We start from the raw sequence: 16112 nt of genomic DNA, 5'->3' as shown, positions 1-16112 counted from the left end.
ACGACCGGTCACACCCCTTCACCTGGACCAAACCCGCCGACGAAATCCTCGCCTCCATCGACCGGAAACGTAAACATGTTTCAGCGACGGACCACTAGCAGCGATTAGGTGACCTCCAGCAGGGTAGACCCTGCTCGACGTCACCCAACCTGCGCTAAGTCACCGCCGGATGCCCAGCCGGGGCACCCGCGCGAGTCGGGAGGGGATGGCTCCGTGGGGATCACGAAGCGCAGGGCCGCGAGGCTGGTGGCGGCGCTCAGCGCGCTGCTGATCGCCGGCGGCTTAGCGGGGTGGTTCGGCTGGCAGGCGCACGAGCGACGCCAGGCGCTGGCCGGGGTCGAACGGATCGCGCAGCAGGTGGCGAGTGGACTGCATACGGGCACATTGCCGGACGCCATCGACGTCACGGACCGGGCGGGCGCCGAGAAGCGGCTCGCGGTGATCTATCGCGGCATGGGCGAGGTGCGCCCGGCCGTGACCGTGCGCGACGTCCGGCTCGACGCCGACGGCGAGAGCGGGACGGCCCGGCTGGAGCAGACCTGGACGTTCCACGCGGGGCAGCCCGCCTGGACGTATGCGACGCAGGTTCGGGCACGGCATACGGGCACGGGGTGGGTTGCGCAGTGGTCGGACGAGGTGGTGGCTCCCGGTCTGCGCACGAGCGAGGGGCTGCGGGCAGCCCGGCTGACTGCCGAACGCGGCGAGATCCTCGGCGACAGTGGCAAGCCTTTGGTGATGGAGCGGCCGGTCGTGCGCGTCGGGCTGGACCGGTCGCGCCTGACGGACGACGGGATCGCCGACAGCGCCGCCCGCACGCTCGCCGCGCTGGTTGACGTCAACCCCGGGACGTATGCCGGTCGGGTGCGTGCCGCCGGTCCGCAGGCCTTCGTGGAGGCGATCGTCTACCGCGCGCAGTCGCCCGAGGCGATCGCCATCTCGCAGGCGGCTGAGCGGGTGCCCGGACTGCGGCTGGTCGCGGACACCCTCCCGCTCGCGCCGTCGGCGAGCTTCGCGAGACCAGTGCTCGGGGTCGCCGGGCAGGCCACCGCCGAGGTGATCGAGAAGTCCGGCGGTCGGGTTCGAGTCGGCGATGTGGTGGGGCTGAGTGGTCTGCAGGCGGCCTACGACGAGCAGTTGTTTGGCCGGTCGGGCTTCGTGGTCGAGGCCGTCGACCAGACCACCTGGAAGACCCGGCAGTTGTTCAAGGTTCAGCCAGTGACGGGGGCTCCCGTCCGCGTGACCTTGAACGAGGAGATACAGGCGGCCGCCGATGCGGTGCTGGCCCATGTCGAGCCGGCGAGCGCGCTGGTGGCGATCCGACCGTCCGACGGACACCTGTTAGCAATCGCGAGCGGCCCTGGGGGAGAAGGCTATTCGACTGCCACGCTGGGCGAGTATGCGCCGGGTTCGACCTTCAAGACCGTCTCTGCTCTGGCGTTGATGCGTGCGGGCGTCTCGCCAGAATCGTCGGTCGACTGCGCGGCGAGCATCAGCGTCGACGGGCGGCTCTTCCACGACTACGCCGACTATCCGGCAACCTCGCTCGGGCAGATTCCCCTGCGCGAGGCGCTCGCACAGTCGTGCAATACCGCCTTCGTCGGCGAGCAGTCGCGGCTCTCGGAGGGCGCACTCGCGTCGGCCGCCGCGGCCCTGGGGATGACCACGGAGCCGAACCTCGGCATACCGGCCACGATGGCGACGGTGCCCTCGCCGCCGGCGGGCGTGGACCGGGCTGCGGCCATGATCGGACAGGGGACGGTCCTGGCCTCGCCGCTCGCGATGGCCACGGCAGCCGCGAGCATCGCCAAGGGTGCGGCCGTCTCGCCGGTGCTGGTGCTCGACCGAGCCAAGTCCTCGAGAGCGGTCGACGCGCCGCTCACGGGCAGTGAAGCGGAGGCCTTGCGGGCGATGATGCGTCAGGTGGTGACCGCTGGCTCCGGGACCGGGCTGGCTGGCGTGCCCGGCGAACCCGTGCTCGCCAAGACCGGCACCGCCGAATACGGCACCGACGACCCGCCGCGCACCCGGGCCTGGGTCATCGCGATCCACGGTGACTTCGCCGTCGCGGCCTTCGTCGCCGACGGCACCAGCGGCGGACGCGTCGCCGCGCCTTTGGTGGCCGAGTTCCTCACGCGCATCGCCCGCTGACCACCCCCATAGCGATGGCTCAGGGCAGGGCCGTATGTGCGCTCAGGCAGGCGAGCGCGGCCCACGCGACGGCCTGGTCAGGATCGCCCGGATCCACCTGCGCCCGCGCCTGAGCGAGGCCGGCGGCGGGGGTGTCGCCGCGGCATACGGCGGCGTGGACGGTAGGCGCGATCCATCGGCTCTGCGCGTCCGGCAACGGGATTGACGACGCGATGACCGACGCCACGCCGTGCTCGGTGAGCGTGGTGACCGCACCAGGCAGCGCAAGATCGACGGGCGCGCTCGCCAGCGAACAGGCGGCGAAGCAGACCAGCCGGATGGGATCGCCGGCAGCCGAACGAGCGCGAGCGACGTCGACCACCTCGCCCAGCGCCAGCGGCCCGTCGGCTAGGTGGACGACCGATTGGAGTGCGTTGTCCCACCGGAAGGTGGCGTGGGCGGCGATGTGGACGACGGTATCCGTGGCCAGGGCGGCGAGCAGGCTGGGCGCGCTCACCACCCGGCGCGCGCTGCCCCAGACGGCCGCGACCTCCTCGGCTTCGGCGTGTCCGTGGGTCAGACGCGGTCCGGTGGCGATGGTGACGCCCGACTCCTGGGCGCGGTGGCCGGAGCCCGGCTCAGCACGTGTCACCGCCAGCGAGGTCACGGTGACCGGTCGTCCCCACAGGCTGGGCAGGGCCACCCATGGAGCGGCCTCGAGCCCCCGGTCGAGAATGAGGAGCAACTCGGGGTTGGCCGCGGCCTCCGTGCCGGATGGTGCGCTGGGCAGCAAGCCGGCCACGGCGTCGTCGAGGTCGGCAGCCAGCTCGCGGGCGCCGCTGACCAGCGGCGGGTTCCCCGAGCCGGCGGCGATCCGCGTTAGCACTCGCCCGAGCTGGTCGAGATCGTCCACCACCCGGCGCCACGGGCCGAGGACAACCCGGCGCACCCGGGGCGCGCCTGCGGCACCCGGCCGGGCCGCGCCGGTCATTCCGGCCAGCGTGTCGTCGCCGCCGCCCGCGGGGTCGGCCTGCCACCTGGCCCGCCCGTCGTGCGTTCCGGTCGCCGCGTCGCGCGCCCAGGCCACGGCGTCGTCGCCGACGCGGGCGATGGCGAGGATCGGCATACCGGAAGGAAGCGCGGCGAGTCCCATGGGGCGGCGCCCCGTGCCGCCGCCGGTGCCGCCGGCCCAGGCAGTCGCCCGCAGCGCACGCTCGGTGTCGGCCAGCTGCGCGCCGAGGGCGATCAGGCGCGCCGGATCCTCGTCTGCCGAGTCCACCCGGCGGGCCAGCTCGCGCCATTGCAGCCGCAGCTCCTCACCATCGATCGCGGCCTCCGCGCGCGCTAGGCCCACACTCGCCGCTGGGCGCCCACGCAGCACGGCATCGAGTTCCTCGTCGGCAGCGGCGTCCCGGTCCACCCGGGCCAGCAACTCGAAACGCACCCGGTCGGCGCCGATGCGGTGCCGCAGATCGGGCGCCGTCGCGATCGCCGCGCGCTCATCGATCAGCGCGAGCGCGGCGTCGATGTCCGCGCGGGCGTCCGCGCCCTCCGCGATCGCTGATCGGGCCCGAGCCTCGGAAATCATCACCGGATCGGCGCCGCTCAGGCTCGCGGCGCGCGCCCAACACGCCTCCGCGAGCTCGAGATCGCCCGCCCGGTCGGCCAACTCGCCCGCGGTCAGCAGGCCGCGCGCAGCATCGCGCTCGAGCCCCAAGCCCGCCAAGGCGGCCGCGTGTCCCGCGACCGACGCCGCGTCCAACTCGTCGCCCAGGGCGAGCGCCTCGATGCTGGCGATCGCCATCCCGGCCGGCCGGCCCTGCTCCGCATACATCTCGTATGCCTGCGTCAACAGTCCGCGCGCCGCCTCCCGATCCCCGTCGGCCGCCGCGAGCCGGCCCGCTCCCATCAACGCGTCCGCGCGCACCAGTTCGGTGCCCGCGCCGGTCAGGCCCGCCAGGGACCGGTCGGCGGACGCTCGGGCCTCGGACAGCAGCCGGAGTTGGCCCAGCACCCGAGCGAATTCGCCCTCCAACTCGGCACCGAGCACACCGGTGTGCAGGTGTGCCATGGCGCCTTCTGCCGCCCGCAGGTCGGCGAGGGCGGCGGGGAGGTCGCCGGCATACGCCCGGGCGATGCCGCGATTGGCTCGGATCACCGGCCCGTAGACCGGATTGACCGAGGCCGCCAGGGGCTCGGCCTGCTCCAGTAACGCAAGCGCCAGCGCCGGCCGGCTTGCCATGACGACGTCCGCGAGATTGTTCAGCGCCTTGATCCGCGTCACCCCGCCGACGCTCTGGTCGGCGACGACGCCTTCGAGCAGGGTCACCGCGAGCCGGACCTCGCCGGCGTGACGCGCGAGCGCCGCACCGGCGACGGCGAGGAGCGGGTCGAGGGGCCCGGCGGTCCGGGCGCGCTCCAGATCGGCTCGGGCCCGCGGGAAGTCCCCCAACTCCAATCGAGCCATGGCCAAGGTGGTGTGGGCGCGCACTTCTTCATCGACCGCTTCCGCGAGCCGGGCGGCGTCTGCGAGGTCGTCCACTTGGGCGAGCTGCGCCGCGCTCAGGGCCTGATCGGCTGCGTCCACCGCGGGCCCCGCGCGCCCGGTCTCGCGATAGGCCATGGCGATCGCATTGCGCAGGATGGCCAACACCAGGTTTTCGCCCTCGGCCGTCGCACGTTCGATGGCCGCTCCTACCCCTGGCGCCTCGGGGTCGTTCTGGTCGATAATCGCATCACGAAAAGTCCTGGCATGTATCACGGCCCCGGTTGCGCCCTCTTTCGACGTGTACGACCCGCTCACATCGCCTCCGTCCTCGACCGCTTGGAGAGATCATGTCGCACGACGAGTTCATCAAGGTCACGCGCGTGCCCTGGCGCGACCAGATCGGTGGTCGTTTGGTCGGCCGCCTTCGGGACGTGTTCGACCAGCAGCCGAAGGACGGCGGCGACGACCCGTTCACCGAACGCGACACGCGTGCGGCGCTGCAGACGTATGCCGAGTTCCAGCAGACCGATTCCGACTTCGGACTCAGCCCGCTCCAGGACCCCAGCGGCCCGCGCGGCCTGGTCGTCACGATCCGGCCCCGAGAGCTCTCTCGCCTCGCCGTCGACGGCCGGCTGATCATCCAGACCAGCCAGTATGACCGGATCAAGTCCTGGCTGGCCGACCAAGGCATCTCGATCGAGACCCAGGAGGACGACCGGTGGGGACTCGGCGTGAGCCTGCTCGGTCTGGCGGGGAGCGACCCGCAAGCTCTCTACACCGCGATCGTGAACGAGTCGGAAAATCCCACGCCGGGCAGCGAGCCGTTGGCCATGAGCCTGGACGATGTGACCTACGAGAACATCGTCCTCAAACCGGCGCCCCCCGTGCGCCCGCTCGCCGGCGGCGGTCAGGCCGGCCGGGCGGAGAGTCTCGGGCCACGCCCCACGGGGACCGGCCGGGGCAAAGGCATCACCGTCGGTGTCATCGACGGCGGCTTCGAGCCAGCGGACGCCCCCAAAAGGACGGACGGCTGGCTCGACAATGTCACGACGGTCACCGACGGTTACTCCTCGCTGACCCAGGCCGCCCCCGGCGTGCTCGACCCGGGCGCGGGACACGGGACCTTCGTCACTGGTGTTCTCCTGCGCCACGCGCCCGACGCCGAGATCCGCCAGTATCGCGCCGTCGACTCCCACGGCTTCGGCAGTTCGTGGCGGCTGATGGATTGTTTGATGCAGGCGGTCGACGACGGCTGCCAGATCCTCAACTGCTCACTCGGTTTCGAGGACCCCCACCTGGTCGGCAACCCTGCCTTATCAGCCGCCCTGCACCGCATCCGCCAGGACACCGACGTGCTGATCGTCGCGGCCGCGGGCAACAGCGGGACGACGACGCCCATGCTTCCCGCCGCCCACAAGGCGACCGTCGGCGTGGGTGGCACCGAGACGGACCTCGACCCGCTGGTCTGGTCCAACCGCGGCCCGTGGGTCGATTGCTCGACCATCGCCGACCCCGTGACCAGCATCTATGTCGTCGACCCCGCCGACCCGGGTGGCGACGTCAACCCGTGGGGCACGTGGTATGGCACCTCCTTCGCCGCCCCGAAGGTCACCGGCGAGCTCGCGACCCTGCTCGGCCAGCAGCTGGCCCCGGACGACGCCTTGGAGCACCTCTTCGCGACGTCACCGCGGCCGCCGAGCTCGGCATACGGCTATCTGTTGGACCTGTCGTGAGCGACCCGACCCTCGACGATGTCACCGACCTTGTCCTCGCGGCCCGCGAGGGGGACGAGGCCGCGTGGAGTGCCCTTGTCGATCGCTACGCGCGATTGGTGTATGCCGTTGCCATCCGCTGCCGCCTCAGCAGCACCGACGCTGCGGACGTCTCCCAGACCGTATGGCTGCGGCTCGCCGAGAATCTCGGCCGCCTGCACGAGCCGTCGCGGGTCGGTGCGTGGCTGGTCACGACGACCAAGCGCGAGTGCCTCGCGCTGATCCGGGCGCGGGCCCGCTACGAACCGGTTGACGTGACCGAGATGCAGATCGTCGACACCGGGGCTGGTCCGGTCGATCAGGTGACCCGGCAGGAGACCATCCTGGAGGTCGCCGGCGCGTTCGCCCTGCTGACCGAGCGCTGCCGCGAGTTGCTGCGCCGACTCGTGGTGGAATCCGAGAGCTACCAACAGATTTCGGCCGATCTACAGATGCCGATCGGCTCCATCGGGCCCACCCGGATCCGATGTCTCGCTATCCTGAAACGACACCTCGAGGAGGCCGTCGATGTCACCCGATGACCTCGTGCTCGGCGAGGGCGACCGCCAACTGATCGCCCTGCTCGCTGAGTTGACCCGCGACGAGGACGCGATGCCGCAGACCGTTGCGGACGCCGCCAAGGCCCTCCACGACTGGGTCGGCGTCGATGCCCGCCTGGCCGAGTTGACCGAGGATGCCGTCCTGACGCGGGGGGACGGCGCGTCCTACTCCTTCGCCTTCGGGCCGCTGCGGCTGCGGGCCGAGGTCGAGCCTGCCGGCTATCGCCGCCGGCGGCTGGTGCTCGTCGCGCACGATGAGGAGGCAGCGTCCGCGGCCGAGGAGATCAGCGTGCAGTTCCCCGACGGGCAGACCGTCCAGGTGCCCCCGGACCGGTTCGGGGAGCGCATCACGCAAGTGCCCGCGGGCAGCGTGCGGATGATCGCCGTCTTCGTCTCGGGCGCGGTCATGACCCCCTGGTTCGCGGTCTGACGAGGGGTTCCGGCATCGGGCGGGAAAGCTGAGGCGACCGCGAGCGCGGGGGATCAGCGGGGCTCGGGGAGGGGGGCTTCGGCAGACAGGTGGCCGGGCCCGGGCAGGGGGCGCCGGGGTTCGCGCACGCCAGCAGCGCCGTCATCGCCCCCGCCGTCCCCGCTGCCGGGCAGGTAGTCAGACCCGACCAGCACCCGCCCACGAGCCCGGCGCTGCCGGTAGGTCGTCATCACGCAATCCTCGCGGCGCCGCGGACCCCAGATCTTGCGGACGTGATCTCGCGCACCGGCCTCGTCCGCAGCCTGGATGCCTCTGCGGGTGAACAGCATGTGCCCGCGCAGATCGCGGATCTCGACGTCATAAGTCCCCATGCCCCATGGTCACCCCGGTGACTCACGACGGCAAGACCGGACATCTCAATCTGTGAGATCGCGAACGCACAGGTCAGCCACCCAGTGAGACGAAAATCTCACATAGTGAACGAAATCGGCCGTTGTCCTTGCTGAAATGCCTGCTCGCCGCCGGCACGGGTGCCGGCGGCATCGTCGCGGCCACCGACGCGGGAAAGACATAGGTGCGCCCGACCTGACCGCTGTCATCAACTGTGCCGATTGGGGAATCGCCAATGACGGCTGCCCCGGCAGTGGCGCTGCCGCCGGCGCGTGCGATCTGGGTGACCGCGAGTGCCGGCCCGCCGACGATGGCGATGGGTGCGGCAACGAGTGCGGCGAGGACGGGACGACGACCGGACATCACTTCTCCCCTGCGAGTGGACGGCATGCGAGTGCCGCACCCGGGCGACACTCCACCCGCCCAGGCGCCGAGACCAACGCGAAGGTTGTGCCGGATGATTCTTGTCTCGCGGTTTGGTACGACCCCCGCGGAGATGCGCTGGGCCCCAGGCCCCGGGTCGGTGAAACTCGTTGGCGTGCCTCAGAAGTCGCCGGCGTCGCGGCGCAACCGTCCGAGCACCCGGACCAACTGACCCAGGTCGCGTTCGCCGAGCCCGGGGTCGGTGAAGACGTCGCGGTTGAGGACCTCGGTCGCCTTTGCGGCGATCTCGCGCCCGCCCGGCGTCAGTTCGACGATCGTCGCGCGCCGGTCGCTCGGATGCGGCAGCCGACGGACGTATGCCGCGCCCTCCAGCCGGTCGACGGCATTGGTCACGCTGGTCTGGTGGACCTGCAGACGCTGCCCGATCAGCGACATCGGCAGCGAGCCGCGCTCAGAGAAGACGAGCAGCATCAGCACCTCGTAGCGGGCGAAGGTGATGCCCACTGGCCGCAGGGCGTTCTCGACCCGCATCGACATGATCGCTTGCGCGCGCATCAAGGAGGTCACCGCCGCCATCCCGTCGGCGCTGTCCGCCCACCCGTGCTCGACCCACTTGCGCCGGGCTTCGGCGATGGTGTCGAGGGGGCGCGGCTCGGGCATACGCCGAGGGTAGCGGAGATGCATGGAAGTCCATGCATCCTCGCCTATGACAGACAGCTGGCGAAAAATGCATGGACGTCCTAGTATCGGACGTACATAGAGCGCCGGCCGAGGCGCCACGGACCGCGATGGAGCCGTCGATGAGTGACAAGCCCGCCCTGCACGTCCCGACCAACCCGGTGCGATTCGTCACTGCGGCAAGCCTTTTCGACGGTCACGACGCAGCCATCAACATCATGCGTCGGCTGCTGCAGAGCCAGGGCGCCGAGGTCGTCCACCTCGGCCACGACCGCAGCGTCGCCGAAGTCGTCACCGCGGCCATCCAAGAAGACGTCCAGGGCGTGGCGATCAGCTCCTATCAGGGCGGCCACGTCGAGTACTTCACCTATCTCGCCGAGGAACTCAAGGCCCGGGGCGCCGGCCACATCAAGCTGTATGGCGGCGGGGGTGGCGTGATCGTCCCGTCCGAGATCGAGCAACTCGCGTCCGTCGGGGCGCACATTTTCAGCCCGCAGGACGGCCAGCGGCTCGGCCTGCCCGGGATGATCAACGAGCTGATCGCCGAGTGCGATACCGACCTCGCCGAGTCCGGCGGTGACGTCGAGGCCCTGCTCACCGGCGAGGAGCGCGCCCTAGCCCGCGTGCTCACCGTCCTCGAGGCCGGTCACGATGCCGCCCTCGCCGACACCGTACGCGCCGAAGGTGGCCGCCGCACCGTCCCGGTCCTCGGCATCACCGGCACCGGCGGCTCGGGCAAGTCTTCGCTCACCGACGAACTCGTCCGCCGCCTGCGCCGCGACGCCCAGGACAAGATCCGGGTGGCCGTGCTCGCCGTCGACCCGACCCGGCGCAAGGGCGGCGGTGCCCTGCTCGGCGACCGGATCCGGATGAACTCCATCGAACCCGGTGTCGTCTACTTCCGCTCGCTCGCTACTCGCCAGGCCGGCGCCGTGGTCCCGCCGGCACTCGATGAGATGATCGCCGCCACCAAGTGCGCGGGCTTCGACCTGGTGATCGTCGAGACCCCCGGCATCGGCCAGGGCGACGCGGCCATCACCGACCACGTCGACGTCGCGCTCTACGTCATGACGCCCGAATACGGCGCCGCGAGCCAGCTCGAAAAGATCGACATGCTCGACTTCGCCGATGTCGTCGCCATCAACAAGTTCGAGCGCCGCGGCGCTGACGATGCCCGTCGCGATGTCGCCCGCCAACTGGTCCGCAACCGGCAGGTCTTCGGCACCTCGTGGGAGGACATGCCGGTCTTCGGCACCAGCGCCGCACGCTTCGACGACGACGGAGTCACCGCGCTCTATCAGCACCTGAAGTCGCTGCTCACCGCCAAGGGCCTGCCGGAGTTCGAGGGCACCTTGCCGAGCCCCGCGACGAAGATCTCCAGCGGCCTGACCTCGGTGCTGCCCAAGGGCCGCGAGCGCTATCTCGCCGAGATCGCCGACACCATCCGCGGCTATCACCGCACAACGGCCGCCCAGGCCAAGGCCGCCCGGACCGTCCAGCAGCTCAACGCCACCCAGTCCCTGCTCGCCCACGCCGCCAAAGACACCACCGACGTCGACGCCCTCATCGCCGATGTCGAGTCCGGCGTGAGTGCGGACGCTCGTGCCGCCCTCGCCCAGTGGCCGGCCACGGTCGCGTCGTATGACGGCACCGAGCAGGTGTATGTGGTGCGCGGGAAGGAGATTCGCACCCCGTTGACCAAGGTGACCCTCTCCGGGACGCACGTGAAGCGGGTGGCCTTGCCACGGCATACCGACCATGGGGAGTTGTTGCGCTTCCTGCGCAGCGAAAACCTGCCCGGCTATTTCCCGTTCACCGCGGGGGTCTTCCCGTTCAAGCGCGCGGGCGAGGCGCCAGCGCGGATGTTCGCCGGCGAGGGCGACCCGGCGCGGACCAACCGGCGCTTCAAGCTGCTCTCGGCCGGCAACCCGGCGACCCGCCTCTCGACGGCTTTCGACTCGGTCACGCTCTATGGGCGCAACCCTGACCCCCGGCCCGATGTCTACGGCAAGGTCGGCACGTCCGGCGTCTCGGTGGCGACCCTCGATGACATGAAGGTGCTCTACGGCGGCTTCGACCTGTGCTCGCCGACGACCTCGGTGTCGATGACGATCAACGGGCCCGCGCCGACGATCCTCGCCATGTTCCTCAACACCGCGATCGACCAGCAGCTCGACCGCTTCCGCGAGGAGGAGGGCCGCGAGCCGGATGCCGCTGAGGCAGAAGAGATTCGGGCGCGCGAGCTCTCGACGGTCCGCGGGACGGTGCAGGCCGACATCCTCAAAGAGGACCAGGGCCAGAACACCTGCATCTTCTCCACCGAGTTCGCGCTGCGGGCGATGGCGGACATCCAGGAGTGGTTCATCGCCCATCGGGTGCGCAACTTCTATTCGGTCTCGATCAGCGGCTATCACATTGCCGAGGCGGGGGCGAACCCGATCAGTCAGCTCGCCTTCACGCTCGCCAACGGCTTCACCTATGTCGAGGCCTACCTCGCCCGCGGCATGACGATCGATGAGTTCGCGCCGAACCTCTCCTTCTTCTTCTCCAACGGGATGGACGCCGAATACAGCGTGATCGGCCGGGTCGCCCGCCGCATCTGGGCGGTCGCGATGAAGGAGCTGTATGGCGCGGGCGAGCGCGCCCAGAAGCTGAAGTACCACGTGCAGACCTCGGGACGCTCGCTGCACGCACAGGAGATGGACTTCAACGACATCCGCACGACTCTGCAGGCGCTGTGCGCGCTCTACGACAACGCCAACTCACTGCATACGAACGCGTATGACGAGGCGATCACCACCCCGACTGCGCATTCGGTGCGACGGGCGCTCGCGATCCAACTGATCATCGACCAGGAGTGGGGCCTGTCGATGAACGAGAACCCGCTGCAGGGCTCGTTCATCATCGAGGAACTCACCGACCTGGTCGAGGAGGCCGTGCTCGCCGAGTTCGAGCGGATCGCCGACCGCGGTGGCGTGCTCGGGGCGATGGAGACCGGCTATCAGCGCGGCAAGATCCAGGACGAGTCCATGCTCTATGAGCACCGGAAGCACGACGGGTCGCTCCCGATCGTCGGCGTCAACACCTTCCTGACCGACGACCACAGCCACGACACCCAGAGCGTGGAGCTGGCGCGCGGGACCGAGGAGGAGAAGCAATCGCAGCTGACCCGGCTGCGAGCCTTCCACGAGGCTCACCGGGACGAGGCGCCGGCGGCGTTGGAGCGGCTCAAGGCGGCGGCGACCTCAGGGGGCAATGTGTTTGCAGCTCTGATGGACGCGGTGCGCGTGGCCAGCCTCGGCCAGATCAGCGACGCGTTCTTCGAGGTGGGCGGGCAGTACCGCCGCAACGTCTGACCACAAAACCGTCGAGAGGCCGATTCAGACCCGTCGAGTGGCCGGCGCAAGCTTGTCCACTCGACGGGTCTGAATCGGCCTCTCGACGTAAGGGGTCAGCCGTCGAGGCGGTCCTTGGCCTCGTCGATCGAGTCGGCGGTGGCGTCGGCGGCGTGGTCGAGCGCGTCACCGGCGGCGTCCGCGGCGTCGGATAGTTGGCCCTCGGCGGTGTCGGCCGCGTCGCGGACCGCGTCCGAGGCGCCGTCGGCAGCGTCCGCGGCGGTGTCCTTCGCCCCGGCGACCTTGTCGGCCACGGCGTCCTTGACGTCGGCGGCCTTGTCGGCGACCGCGTCCTTGACGTCGGCGGCCTTGTCCGCCGCCGCGTCCTTCACCTCGCTCGCCTTGTCCTTCGCGGCCCCGGCGGCAGCCGCGGCCTTGTCCGTGAAGGACGCACCCGTGCCGGACGCACCAGCGGAGGGAGCGGCATACGGGTCATCGACGGGGATTGCCCACGGGTCCGGAGCGACGGAACGCCTGCGGCCGACGAGCACCGCGGCGGCGGCGCCCGCGAGGGCGGCCACCAGGATCCACGGGCCGACCTTGCGCTTGGGCTTGGCATTGGCCTCACCCTTGAGCACGGCGAAGGCATCGGGCGCGCGGTGGGCGGTCTCGGCGGCCTGGTCCTTGGCCGCGAGCGCTCCGGCAGCCACCGAGGCGAGGGCGCCGGCAACCTTGGGCAGCACCTCGTCGATCAGCGTCGACTTGGCATTCTCGACATGCGGGGCCGCGACCTCGACCCGGTGCGCAGCCGCCTCGCGCAGATGCGTGGCGCTCCCCTTGGCCGCGTCCACGGCGGGGGCGGCCTTCTCGCGCAGGGCGCCCGCCCGCTCGGCCGCGGTGCTGGCCGCCGCGGAGCCATAGCTCGCGGCCCGCTCGCGCAACTCGGCGGCTCGTTCGGCGGCCTGGGCGCGGGCTTCGGCGGCGTGGACGCGCGCGTCGGCCGCCTGCTCGGCGACCAGGGCCGCCCGGTCACTCGCCGCGCCGGCCGCGTGGTCGCGCGCCTCGGCCGCTCGGTCACGCACATCTGCCGCGCGCTCGGCGACGGCGCTCACGCGCTCGGTGACGGCGTCCTTGGCCACCTCGGCCTTCGACTTGGGCTTACTGCAAAGCATGTGTCCTCCTTGAGGGATTTCCGGCCTCCATCCTGCCGTGTTTTCGCTCCGGGGGCGCAGGGAGGTCCCTGCCAAACATGTTTGAATGGCGCGCATGAAGGCAACCCTGCACACCAATCACGGCGATATCGTGATCGACCTCTTCGACAACCAAGCCCCCAAGACGGTGGCCAACTTCACCGGTCTGGCCACCGGCACCAAGGAGTACAAGGACGACGCCGGGCGCACCAACCCGACGCCCTACTTCGACGGCCTGGGCTTCCACCGGATCATTCCCGGCTTCATGATCCAGGGCGGCTGCCCCCTCGGTCAGGGGATCGGCGGCCCCGGCTACAGCTTCGATGACGAGATTCACCCCGAGCTCACCTTCGGCAAGCCCTACCTGCTGGCCATGGCCAACGCGGGCAAGCGCATGGGCCGCGGCACCAATGGCTCGCAGTTCTTCATCACCGTCGAGCCCACCCCCTGGCTGCAGGGCAAGCACACGATTTTCGGCGAGGTCGCCGACGAGGCCAGCCGCCGCGTCGTCGATGCCATCGCCGCCGTTCGGACCGGCGCGGGGGACAAGCCCGTCGAACCGGTCGTCATCGAGAGCGTGACGATCGACTGATCAGGCGAGTTCAGGAGCAGGTGGGCGGCCCGCGGTGAGCGAGTTCGCGTCATACGGCAATCGGGCGGACGCACCGCCGGTATGCCCGCGTCATCCCGACCGGATCAGCTATGTCCGGTGCCAGCGGTGCGGGCAGCCCACCTGCCCCGAATGCCAACGGCCGGCGGCCGTCGGCGTCCAATGCGTCTCCTGCGTCGCGCAGAGTGCGCGCGAGCATCCGCGCACCCGCACCGTGCTTGGCGCGCCGACAGGCCGCGACCGGCCGCTGGTCACGATGGTCATCGTCGCGATCTGCGTGGGGGTGTGGGTCGCCGAATATCTGAGCCGCAGTTCATGGCTCTTCCAGACCTTCGCGCTGGCGCCGGCGATCGGCGAACGGGAGCCGTGGCGCTTTGTTACCTCGGCCTTCCTTCACGGGCCGCTGATGCACATCCTGTTCAATATGTTCGCCCTGTGGATGCTCGGCGGCTATCTCGAACCCATGCTCGGGCGTCTGCGATTCGCTCTGCTCTATCTGATCAGCGCCCTCGGCGGCGGGGTCGCGTATGTGCTGATGACGCCGCTGGATTCGCGTGTCGGGGTCGTCGGCGCCTCGGGTGCGGTTTTCGGCCTCTTCGGTGCGGTGATCGTGCTCAACCGTTCGCTCGGGCGGGGCACTCAGGGCATCTGGATCAACCTGGCGATCAACGCCCTTTTGCCGATCCTCTATCCCAATATTGCCTGGCAGGCCCACGTGGGCGGCTTCGTGACGGGCATGCTCCTTGCCTGGGTGTTCGCGCGCAGCCAGGGCAAGGCGACCCTGACGTATGCCGGTGCGGCCGGCGTCACCGCCGCCGTCGCCCTCGCCGGTGCTGCCCGCTATCTCATCGGGTAAGCCGAGGCCTAGCACATCTGCCGAATCACAGTCGTGTAGTTCGTCCCCAGGTGTGGAGAACCCGGTGGACAACCCCCAATCGTGGATAACCCTGGGGATAACGGGGGACTATTTCCAGCGCGTGGTCATCATGAAGCCCGCCATCATCAGCCCGAATCCGGCCGCGAGATTCCAGCGGCCAATCGACGGGACCGGGTACTTCTGTTGCGTGACATAGAAGACGACGACCCAGAGCAGGCCGACGACCATCAGTGTCAGCATCACGGGGGCGAACCAGGGCGGCGATGACGGGGCGACCTTGGTGGTGCGCGCCTCCGGGGGCGGGGTGTACGACGCCTTGTCGCGGCCCTTGGACTCTGGCACGAAGATCAACTCCCTATGAACGGCTTTGGCGCCTAGGGTAATCGACCTATCCCGGGCCACCGAGCTGGTCGCGGCGCCCGCCGGGCTAGCCGCGCACTTATCGTTGAGGCATCATGCCGACCCCGATCAGCCCTGCTCGCCGCAATCGCGCGCTCGTGCTGACGCGGCGCCCGACCCGCTGGTCGGTGCTCGTGCCGCTTGTCGGGGTGCTCGCCGGGGTCATGCTCACCGTCAGCAGTGTGGCCGCCCGGGGCACCGATCTGCGCGGCGACGCGACCGGGCTGCCCGAGCTGATCCGGGAGCGGCAACTAGCTAATGCCCGGCGCATCGCCCAGATCGAAGGACTGCAGGCGCAAGTGGACGCGGCGGCTGCGGCGGCCGCGCCGGCCAATGCGGAGCTCACCGGGCTGACCGCCACGGTCGAGCGGCTCGGCGAGGACGTGGGCACGGTCCCGGTCCACGGCCCGACAGTCACCGTGGCCCTCAACGACTCGGCGCTGACCAGCGAGGAGTTGCCCGACTGGGCCAATGTCAACGACATCGTCGTCCACCAGCAAGACGTCCAGGCCGTCGTCAATGCCCTGTGGCGCGGCGGCGCCGAGGCGATGACGATCATGGATCAGCGGGTGATCGCCACCAGTGCGGTGCGGTGCGTCGGCAACACCCTGATCCTGCGCGGCCGGGTCTACTCTCCGCCCTTCGTGATCAGCGCGATCGGCGATCCGGATGCGCTCGAAGCGGCGCTTGCCGGCGACCCGCAGATCCAGCGATATCAGGAGTATGTCGCCGCCCTCGGCCTCGGTTATGCCGTCGAGCGCACCGGCGAGAAGACCTTCCCGGGGTATGCCGCGACCCTGGACAACACCTACGCCCGCGCCGTCCGCTGACCCCCCCGCTCCGCGTCGAGAGGCCGGTTCAGCCCCGTCGAGGGGCCGATTCGGCCCCGCCTG

The 16112-nt window shown here is 70.3% G+C and carries 14 protein-coding genes; 8 read left to right on the top strand and 6 right to left on the bottom strand.

The genetic code is table 11. The features are described from left to right. Positions 1-213 precede the first annotated feature (213 nt). The gene (locus ABD209_RS11865; RefSeq protein ID WP_344066511.1) at positions 214-2148 is read left to right on the top strand and encodes a penicillin-binding transpeptidase domain-containing protein; all 1935 of its coding nucleotides are present in this window, start codon (positions 214-216) and stop codon (positions 2146-2148) included. Positions 2149-2167: 19 nt separating this feature from the next. Here ABD209_RS11865 and ABD209_RS11860 read toward each other — a convergent pair whose 3' ends face one another. Then, positions 2168-4930, bottom strand: a complete 2763-nt coding sequence (locus ABD209_RS11860) for a CHAT domain-containing protein (RefSeq protein ID WP_344066509.1) — start codon at positions 4928-4930, stop codon at positions 2168-2170. Between the two features lie 32 nt (positions 4931-4962). On the opposite strand from ABD209_RS11860, the gene ABD209_RS11855 reads away from it, so the two are divergent. The 3 genes from ABD209_RS11855 to ABD209_RS11845 are packed head-to-tail and all read left to right on the top strand — an operon-like array spanning position 4963 to position 7356. Beyond that, a complete protein-coding gene (locus ABD209_RS11855; protein ID WP_344066506.1) occupies positions 4963-6348 on the top strand; it encodes a S8 family peptidase in 1386 nt (461 codons plus the stop codon). Then, positions 6345-6908 carry an RNA polymerase sigma factor gene (locus ABD209_RS11850; protein WP_324387525.1) on the top strand — a complete coding sequence of 188 codons (564 nt, stop codon included), beginning with the start codon at positions 6345-6347 and terminating at the stop codon, positions 6906-6908. The genes ABD209_RS11855 and ABD209_RS11850 overlap by 4 nt, the downstream gene beginning before the upstream one ends. Continuing rightward, positions 6895-7356 carry a hypothetical protein gene (locus ABD209_RS11845; RefSeq protein ID WP_344066503.1) on the top strand — a complete coding sequence of 154 codons (462 nt, stop codon included), beginning with the start codon at positions 6895-6897 and terminating at the stop codon, positions 7354-7356. Before ABD209_RS11850 ends, ABD209_RS11845 begins: the two co-directional genes overlap by 14 nt. A gap of 53 nt (positions 7357-7409) precedes the next feature. Here ABD209_RS11845 and ABD209_RS11840 read toward each other — a convergent pair whose 3' ends face one another. From ABD209_RS11840 to ABD209_RS11830, 3 genes are all read right to left on the bottom strand, one after another. Further along, positions 7410-7727, bottom strand: a complete 318-nt coding sequence (locus ABD209_RS11840; RefSeq protein ID WP_324387528.1) for a hypothetical protein — start codon at positions 7725-7727, stop codon at positions 7410-7412. A 73-nt stretch (positions 7728-7800) separates the two neighbouring features. Then, entirely contained in the window at positions 7801-8109 is a 309-nt protein-coding gene (locus ABD209_RS11835) for a hypothetical protein (protein ID WP_344066500.1), read from the bottom strand. Between the two features lie 180 nt (positions 8110-8289). Next, positions 8290-8790 (bottom strand): MarR family winged helix-turn-helix transcriptional regulator, encoded by a 501-nt coding sequence (locus ABD209_RS11830; RefSeq protein ID WP_324387529.1) that lies wholly within the window; start codon positions 8788-8790, stop codon positions 8290-8292. Positions 8791-8930: 140 nt separating this feature from the next. On the opposite strand from ABD209_RS11830, the gene icmF reads away from it, so the two are divergent. Beyond that, positions 8931-12164 (top strand): fused isobutyryl-CoA mutase/GTPase IcmF, encoded by a 3234-nt coding sequence (icmF, locus tag ABD209_RS11825; RefSeq protein WP_344066496.1) that lies wholly within the window; start codon positions 8931-8933, stop codon positions 12162-12164. 95 nt (positions 12165-12259) lie between these two features. On the opposite strand, the gene ABD209_RS11820 is transcribed toward icmF, so the two are convergent. Further along, a complete protein-coding gene (locus ABD209_RS11820; protein ID WP_344066493.1) occupies positions 12260-13315 on the bottom strand; it encodes a hypothetical protein in 1056 nt (351 codons plus the stop codon). A 94-nt stretch (positions 13316-13409) separates the two neighbouring features. On the opposite strand from ABD209_RS11820, the gene ABD209_RS11815 reads away from it, so the two are divergent. Continuing rightward, positions 13410-13925 (top strand): peptidylprolyl isomerase, encoded by a 516-nt coding sequence (locus ABD209_RS11815; protein WP_344066490.1) that lies wholly within the window; start codon positions 13410-13412, stop codon positions 13923-13925. A gap of 34 nt (positions 13926-13959) precedes the next feature. Next, positions 13960-14799, top strand: coding sequence for a rhomboid family intramembrane serine protease (locus tag ABD209_RS11810; RefSeq protein ID WP_344066487.1), 840 nt, complete (start codon positions 13960-13962; stop codon positions 14797-14799). A gap of 108 nt (positions 14800-14907) precedes the next feature. Here the strand turns inward: ABD209_RS11810 and crgA are convergent, their stop codons facing one another. Next, on the bottom strand, positions 14908-15162 hold the full coding sequence (gene crgA, locus ABD209_RS11805; protein WP_344066484.1) for a cell division protein CrgA: 255 nt from the start codon (positions 15160-15162) through the stop codon (positions 14908-14910). Positions 15163-15275: 113 nt separating this feature from the next. Between crgA and ABD209_RS11800 the strand changes: the two genes are divergently transcribed. Next, complete coding sequence (locus ABD209_RS11800) at positions 15276-16049, top strand: DUF881 domain-containing protein (protein WP_344066481.1); 774 nt, start codon at positions 15276-15278, stop codon at positions 16047-16049. Positions 16050-16112: the final 63 nt, after the last annotated feature.

Source organism: Nostocoides vanveenii, from assembly GCF_039531165.1.
Taxonomy (GTDB): Bacteria; Actinomycetota; Actinomycetes; order Actinomycetales; family Dermatophilaceae; genus Nostocoides_A; species Nostocoides_A vanveenii.
Note: the sequence above shows the minus strand (reverse complement) of the source record. Positions and strands in the feature narration are given on the sequence as shown.

Coding starts and splice junctions, on each gene's coding strand:
- ABD209_RS11855 (WP_344066506.1), top strand. CDS start 4,963: ATGTCGCACGACGAGTTCATCAAGGTCACGCGCGTGCCCTGGCGCGAC.
- ABD209_RS11845 (WP_344066503.1), top strand. CDS start 6,895: ATGTCACCCGATGACCTCGTGCTCGGCGAGGGCGACCGCCAACTGATC.
- ABD209_RS11840 (WP_324387528.1), bottom strand. CDS start 7,727: ATGGGGACTTATGACGTCGAGATCCGCGATCTGCGCGGGCACATGCTG.
- ABD209_RS11835 (WP_344066500.1), bottom strand. CDS start 8,109: ATGTCCGGTCGTCGTCCCGTCCTCGCCGCACTCGTTGCCGCACCCATC.
- ABD209_RS11830 (WP_324387529.1), bottom strand. CDS start 8,790: ATGCCCGAGCCGCGCCCCCTCGACACCATCGCCGAAGCCCGGCGCAAG.
- icmF (WP_344066496.1), top strand. CDS start 8,931: ATGAGTGACAAGCCCGCCCTGCACGTCCCGACCAACCCGGTGCGATTC.
- ABD209_RS11820 (WP_344066493.1), bottom strand. CDS start 13,315: ATGCTTTGCAGTAAGCCCAAGTCGAAGGCCGAGGTGGCCAAGGACGCC.
- ABD209_RS11815 (WP_344066490.1), top strand. CDS start 13,410: ATGAAGGCAACCCTGCACACCAATCACGGCGATATCGTGATCGACCTC.
- ABD209_RS11800 (WP_344066481.1), top strand. CDS start 15,276: ATGCCGACCCCGATCAGCCCTGCTCGCCGCAATCGCGCGCTCGTGCTG.